Origin of the sequence: Duganella sp. Leaf61 (assembly GCF_001421905.1) — a bacterium.
Lineage (GTDB): Bacteria > Pseudomonadota > Gammaproteobacteria > Burkholderiales > Burkholderiaceae_D > Rugamonas > Rugamonas zoogloeoides.
Genome location: NZ_LMLM01000005.1, coordinates 104,822 through 111,813, shown reverse-complemented (window position 1 = coordinate 111,813; position 6,992 = coordinate 104,822). Strand labels below are relative to the sequence as shown.

Below are 6,992 nucleotides of genomic sequence, written 5' to 3'. Positions count from 1 at the left end.
GCCTCCCGTACTTCAGATAAAGCTTTACTGCCCGAAGGCGCTCTTCGTATGAATACATGGACTACTCCCAAATAGTCCAAGATTTTGTCCGCATCCCCAATTGCAAAAAGACGGCCTTGCAGCGACACTTTCCGCCGCTATCCAAAGGCCGTCCTGGTCAGCAGAAGAATCTTACCAATTCGGCACTTCTCTCTGTATCATGGCCGAAGCGTCGCTGCCTGACGCTTCCGGCCGGGCGGCACCCGGCGCCTGCCCGTGGAAAAGGCCTGCATGCAAACGCTGGTCCGTATCATGACCTCGCCCGTACGCTTACTTGCCGCGACGATCTGGCTGCTGGCACTGACCATTGCCGGGTTGCCGGCCGCAATAGCGGCGCCACTGCAGCCTGCGGCCCGAGGCACACTAACCGTTCCCATCGCCGTCCAGGACATCCTCAAGCAAGCCGACGAAGACCAGCAACTGGTCGATTTTTCCCGCCAATTGCTGGCCGCACCATCACCGTTCAACCGCCTGCGCGGCGCCCTCGACGCCATCGCCGAACCGGTCAACGCCAAGCTGCTGACCACCCAGGGCGCCGCGCTGCGCGAGTTGCCCATCATGCGGCTCGAGAGCCTCGACCGGCACTGGGAGTTCGACGCCCGCCGTTATGCGCGGTGGGAAGCCGAGTCCCGCGCCGCCTTCGCCCCTTACGAGGAAAGCGCCATGCAACTGGCGCAGCGGCGCCTGGCCTGGTCGGCGGCGCGCACTGCCGGCGTGCTCGATGGCCTGCCACCGGTAATGTCCGCCCGCGTCGATGCCGTGCTGGCGCAGATCGACGAATGCGAGGCGGCGCTGGGTACGGCCCTGTCCACCCAGTTCGAACTGACCCAGCGCGCCAGCACCATCAAGGCGCGCATCCGCAGCGGCAAAAGCGATGTTGCCGCTGCCATCGACGATATCGACCGCCGCCTGCTGAAAATCGATGTGCCGCCGCTGTGGCAGGATTTGAGCATCGGCGCCGGCGCGCAAGGCGCGGTGCAGCGCGGCCTGGAAATCGAAACCCGCTTTGCGCGCGATTACAACGCCGCCGGCACCGGCAACCAGCAAGCGCTGCGCGTGGTGCAGATCCTGCTGCTGCCGCTGATCCTGGCCCTGGCGCTACGCAGCCGGCGCTACCACGCAGCCATCGATGCCCAGGTCAATACCGGCACCAGCGCCTTGGGCCGCCCCATTTCTACCTGGCTGCTGCTGGCGATGCTGGCAGTGCTGGTGTTCGAACCCGACGCGCCATTACTGGTGCAGGAGTTCGCACTGGTGCTGGCCCTGGTCCCGGTGTTGCGCTTGCTGCCCGGGGATACCGCCGCCTGGCTGGGCATGCGGCCCGCCATCGCCGTGGGCCTGTACGCGATCGACCGCCTGGGCGTGGCGTTGGTTGCCGACGTCGGCATCTACCGGTTGTTTACGCTGGTGCTCAACCTGCTGGCGCTGGGCCTGACGCTGTGGATGCTGCGCCGGCCCTGGTCGCCGCCGATCGGCCGCTTCAAGGCACTGAAAAGCGCTCGCCGCCCGCTGGAGTGGAGCGTGCTGCTGATCCTGGCGGTGGCGGCCATCTGCAATGTGGCCGGCAATATCTCGCTGGCCGAAACCCTGACCAGTGGCGTGATCGAGAGCGGCTACATGGCGCTGCTGCTATACGCCAGCGTCACGGCCTGCCAGGGTTTGCTGCGGGTGGTGCTGAGCCAATCACGATTGGCCGGCCGTTCGCTGGTGCACCGCCAGGGCCCCGCCCTGCAAGCGGCCCTGGACCGTCTGCTGGTGCTGGCCGCGCTGATTGGCTGGCTGCTCTACAGCCTGCACCGTTTCCGCCTGCTGCGGCCATTGCACAGCGCCGGCAGCTCGGTGCTGGCCCTGGGCATCGAGGTGGGTGAAGTGTCGATCCATCTGGGCGACGTGCTGGTGTTCGTGTTCTCGACGTGGCTGGCGATGTGGATCGCGCAAGCGGTGCGGCGCCTGCTGCGCGAGGAACTGCCTGGCCACAGCAGGCTGCCGCGCGGCGTAGGCAACAGCATCGCTTCGCTCAGCTACTACGGTGTGCTGTTGCTGGGGATTCTGTTTGCGCTGTCGGCCGCCGGCTTCAAGGTCAGCCAGTTGATGTTCATTTTCGGCGCGCTGGGCGTGGGCATCGGCTTCGGCCTGCAAAACGTGGTCAACAATTTTGTCTCGGGCGTGGTGCTGATGTTCGAGCGGCCAATCCAGCCCGGCGACATGATCGACGCCGCCGGCATCTCCGGCACCGTGCGCGAAATCAGCCTGCGCGCCACCACCATCCGCACCTTCGAAGGCGCCGACTCGGTCGTGCCGAATGGACTACTCCTGAGCGGCAACCTCACCAACTGGACCATGTACGACCGCAGCCGCCGCTTCGAGATCACCATCAACGTGGCGTATGGCACCGATCCGGCGCAAGTGACCGCGATCCTGAACGCGACCACCAGCGCCACCGCCGGCGTGGCGGCCGATCCGGCGCCGGTGGTGCTGTTGACCGGCGCAGGCGACAACGGCATCAATTTCTCCGTGCGGGCATGGACCACCGACGTGGGCCGCTGGATGCACGTGCGCGGCGAGCTGCTGGAAAAAATCCTCGCTGCCTTGCAGGCAGCCGGCATCGAGATCCCGTATCAACAGCTCGATATCCATCTGCGCAAACCGACTGGAGACCAGCCCGCATAAGCCCGCCGCGAGCCCATGGTATGCCGCTATCACTGGCGACGACACCTATGCTTTATCTACTCCCGGAACGCGGCGCGTCCTCGCGGCCATTGAGTACGGTCAGCGGCGTGCCGGCATCGCCCTGCGACAGTGGTTCGGCGGTCACCAGCAAGGTGGTTCCGGGCAGCAGCAGCGGCGCCACTTTTGCATAAAAATCCGGCGCCACCTGCACCCGGTTGCGCACCGCCTCATCTACCGGCCTGCCGGATTCGTTGGCATGTCCGGCTACGCCAACGTAGAACCATGCCGGTGCGCCGGTGGCATCCGTCCCCAGCGTGAGCACATGGGTGGCATCGCTGTCGGCCGGCAGGGCGGCGCGGGCGCGGCCGATTTCCACGCCATTCCTCAGCACCACCACCGCCTGGTCACTGCGCGAAATGACGATCGTCACCGGCCCCGATGCAGCGCGCTCCGGCGCCCAAAACTCCCCGGCCTGTTCGCCGACGACGGCTGACGGCGCCAACACATCTGCGCTGTCGGTGGTCACCGCGTGGCTGGCATCGCCGGTCACCACCACGGTGGTGCCGCGCCGGGTGGCGTCGAACAGTTCGCGCGCAAACGCATACGGCAAATGCACGCAGCCGTGGCTTTCCGGGTAGCCGGGCAGACCGCCCGCATGCAAGGCCACGCCATCCCAGGTCAGGCGCTGTTGGTACGGCATGCTGGCGTTGTTGTAGGCGTTGGAGTGATGTTCCACATTCTTTTCCAGGATGGTGAAGACGCCGGTGGGTGTGGCGTGCCCCGGTTTTCCCGTGGAGACAGTCGATACGCCGATGCGCACACCGTTGCGATAAATCGTCGCGACCTGGCGCGACAAATCCACGTACACCAGCACCGGCCCGGAGGGCGCAATGCGCGGCGCCCATACCCACTGCCCCGGCTTGAGCGCATCCGCGCGCCGCGCCAGTTCCACCGGCGACGACACCTTCGCGCCTTGCGCCAAAACGACGCCGGCCAGCAGCGCGCCGAATACGAGAGTCGCCAGCTTGAACGATACACGCGCCATGCTTCTAGAACCTTCGATGGCCATCGTCTGCATCGCAGCGGCCATTGAACTTGATCATGCCATCGATGGTGATGGCGCCGCTGCGGCGGTTGATCGACAGGCGCGGCTGGTTCAGTGCATTGAGGCGGAATTTGCCGCGAATCTCGTCGTGCCCCACGAGCAGGTCATCGATGCGCCACCAGCCATCGCGGTTGTCGCCATGCAGCGGCGGAATCAGGCTTTTGGGTAACTGGATATCGCCGCGATCGGCGTGAATGGAGACAGTGATGGTGGCCTGAAAATCGGCTTTGCCGGTTTCCACGCTTTGCTTGGGCACGTACTTGTGCTGCTGCGGGTCCCACTCGTAGCCCGAGTGGACTTCGGCGGTGGTTTTCTCGGCGCCGCCGTAACAGACCAGTTGCAGATCGGGGCCGTGATCATCGCGGTCGTCCCGTTGGCGGTCCTGGGCGTGGGCTGTGGATGTAGCCAAGGCCAGGATCATCGACAGGAGCAGGCTTGGTGCTGTGTTCATCGGGTGTCTCCTTGGGTGAAGGAATACGGACCTACCGCGCGAGTATAAACTACCGGTTGCATTTTTATCACTGACGGTATGCCCATCTTTCTGGTGAAGGCAACGCCCGGGCGTTCAGTTATCATAAGACTGCTGTGCCATGAGGCCCACCGACGAAACCGTTCGTTCTTCAACCAAGGATCAACCATGAGCAATGACCATAGCGCATCGAAATGCCCGTTCAGCCAGGCCAACAACGCCGGCACCACCAACCGTGACTGGTGGCCCGACCAGTTGCGTCTCGACCTGCTGCACCAGCACTCCGCCAAGTCGGACCCGATGGGCCCAGACTTCGACTATCGCAAGGAGTTCGAGAGCCTCGACCTGGCAGCCGTCAAGCGCGACCTGGCCGCCCTGATGACCGACTCGCAGGACTGGTGGCCGGCCGATTTCGGCCACTACGGAGGACTGTTCATCCGCATGGCCTGGCACAGCGCGGGCACCTACCGCACCGGCGACGGCCGTGGCGGCGCGCGCCGTGGCCAGCAGCGCTTCGCACCGCTCAACAGCTGGCCCGACAACGTCAGCCTCGACAAGGCGCGCCGCCTGGTCTGGCCGATCAAGCAAAAGTATGGCCGCAAGATCTCGTGGGCCGACCTGATTATTTTGACCGGTAACGTCGCGCTGGAAACCATGGGCTTCAAGACCATCGGTTTCGCGGGCGGCCGCGTCGATACCTGGGAACCGGACCAGGACGTGTACTGGGGCCGTGAAACCACTTGGCTTGGCGGCGACCTGCGTTACGCCCACGGCAGCGATGGCGTGGAAAAAGCAGGCGGCGTGCTGGTCTCGGACGACAACGCCGATGGCGATGTCCACAGCCGCAACCTCGAAAATCCGCTGGCCGCCGTGCAAATGGGCCTGATCTACGTGAACCCGGAAGGCCCCGACGGCAATCCCGATCCGCTGCTGGCCGCGTACGATATCCGCGACACGTTCGCGCGCATGGGCATGGACGACGAGGAAACCGTCGCCCTGATCGCCGGTGGCCACAGCTTCGGCAAGACCCACGGCGCCGGCCCGGCCGACAACGTCGGCCCTGAACCCGAAGCGGCCGGCATTGCCGCCCAGGGCCTCGGCTGGCATAACAAGTTTGGCAGCGGCAAAGCCGGCGACACCATCACCAGCGGCCTGGAAGTGACCTGGACCAAAACGCCGGCCCAGTGGAGCAACGACTTCTTCGAGCACCTGTTCGGCTTCGAATGGGAACTGGGCAAGAGCCCGGCGGGCGCCCATCAATGGTTTGCCAAGGATGCGCAGGCAGTCATTCCGCACGCGCACGACCCGTCGAAAAAACTGCTGCCGACCATGCTGACCACCGACCTGGCGCTGCGCGTCGATCCGATCTACGAGCCGATCTCGCGCCGCTTCCTGGCCAACCCCGGCGAATTTGCCGATGTCTTTGCGCGCGCCTGGTTCAAGCTCACCCACCGCGACATGGGCCCGAAAACCCGCTACCTCGGCACCGATATCCCTGCCGAAGACTTCATCTGGCAAGACCCGGTACCGGCACTGGATCACCCGCTGATCGACGCTGCCGATACCGCCGCGCTCAAGGCCGCCATCCTGGCATCAAGCCTGACGGTTTCCGAACTGGTGTCGACGGCATGGGCTTCGGCATCCACGTATCGCGGCTCCGACCTGCGCGGCGGCGCCGATGGTGCGCGCGTGCGCCTGGCGCCGCAAAAGGACTGGGCTGTCAATCAGCCGGAGCAACTGGGCAAGGTGCTCGCCGCGCTGGAAAAAGTGCAGGCCGACTTCAACGGCAAAGCTGCCGGCGGCAAGCGCGTATCGCTGGCCGACCTGATCGTACTGGCCGGCGCTGCCGCAGTCGAAGAAGCGGCCAGGCAAGCCGGCCACGCCGTCACGGTCCCCTTCACGCCGGGCCGCACCGATGCCACGCAGGAGCAGACCGACGCGGCCTCGTTCGATGTGCTGGAGCCGATCGCCGACGGCTTCCGCAATTACCAGAAGACGCGCTACGCCGTCCCGGCCGAAGCGCTGCTGGTGGACCGCGCCCAGTTGCTGACCCTGACCGCACCGGAGATGACCGCGCTGGTCGGCGGCCTGCGCGTACTCGGCGCGAACAGCCCGCAATCCGACGCCGGCGAATTCACCACCCGCCGTGGCATGCTAACCAACGACTTCTTCGTCAACCTGCTCGACATGGGCACGGTATGGACGGCGACATCGCCAGCAGCCGAAGCGTTCGAAGGCCGCAACCGCAAAACCGGCGCCATCACCTGGCGCGCCAGCCGCGTCGACCTGATCTTCGGCTCGAACGCGCACTTGCGGGCGATTGCCGAGGTGTATGGCAGTGCTGATGGTGAGCAGAAGTTCGTCGGAGACTTTGTGGCGGCATGGGGCAAGGTGATGGCGTTGGGGCGTTGATCTACATATGATGGTCTGAAATATCCATTACAGAAGAAGCGGGTGGCCCGGTGACGGGCTGCCCGCTTTTTACTTTTATCGGGGCGATGGGAAAACAAAACTTTAGGCGGAGGCAGCTTAGTTGCAGCCCCCCAAAGCGCAGCATCCCAGCAACTAAACAGCCAGTCGTATTGCACCGCAATATCGAATTGACAAGCCATTCAGGCACGCCAGTGCTACATTTAACAGACCGAGCGCTTGCTTTATTAGTTGCGACAAAGATCACGACAGAAGGCGCCGCCGGCACCGCTACAGCAT

At 64.7% G+C, this 6,992-nt stretch carries 4 protein-coding genes; 2 read left to right on the top strand and 2 right to left on the bottom strand.

Translation table 11 applies throughout. The features are described from left to right. The first annotated feature begins 270 nt into the window (after nt 1-270). Nucleotides 271-2,709 (top strand): mechanosensitive ion channel family protein, encoded by a 2,439-nt coding sequence (locus ASF04_RS07520; RefSeq protein ID WP_056139568.1) that lies wholly within the window; start codon nt 271-273, stop codon nt 2,707-2,709. Nucleotides 2,710-2,761: 52 nt separating this feature from the next. Here ASF04_RS07520 and ASF04_RS07515 read toward each other — a convergent pair whose 3' ends face one another. Then, nucleotides 2,762-3,754 carry a L,D-transpeptidase family protein gene (locus ASF04_RS07515; protein ID WP_156368567.1) on the bottom strand — a complete coding sequence of 331 codons (993 nt, stop codon included), beginning with the start codon at nt 3,752-3,754 and terminating at the stop codon, nt 2,762-2,764. 4 nt (nt 3,755-3,758) lie between these two features. Continuing rightward, complete coding sequence (locus tag ASF04_RS07510) at nt 3,759-4,265, bottom strand: hypothetical protein (protein WP_056139565.1); 507 nt, start codon at nt 4,263-4,265, stop codon at nt 3,759-3,761. A 186-nt stretch (nt 4,266-4,451) separates the two neighbouring features. Here ASF04_RS07510 and katG point away from each other — a divergent pair, with 186 nt between their 5' ends. Continuing rightward, complete coding sequence (gene katG, locus ASF04_RS07505; RefSeq protein WP_056139563.1) at nt 4,452-6,695, top strand: catalase/peroxidase HPI; 2,244 nt, start codon at nt 4,452-4,454, stop codon at nt 6,693-6,695. Nucleotides 6,696-6,992 lie beyond the last annotated feature (297 nt).

Excerpts from the sequence above, each read along its gene's own strand:
- ASF04_RS07520 (WP_056139568.1), top strand. The coding sequence starts at position 271 with ATGCAAACGCTGGTCCGTATCATGACCTCGCCCGTACGCTTACTTGCC.
- ASF04_RS07515 (WP_156368567.1), bottom strand. The coding sequence starts at position 3,754 with ATGGCGCGTGTATCGTTCAAGCTGGCGACTCTCGTATTCGGCGCGCTG.
- ASF04_RS07510 (WP_056139565.1), bottom strand. The coding sequence starts at position 4,265 with ATGAACACAGCACCAAGCCTGCTCCTGTCGATGATCCTGGCCTTGGCT.
- katG (WP_056139563.1), top strand. The coding sequence starts at position 4,452 with ATGAGCAATGACCATAGCGCATCGAAATGCCCGTTCAGCCAGGCCAAC.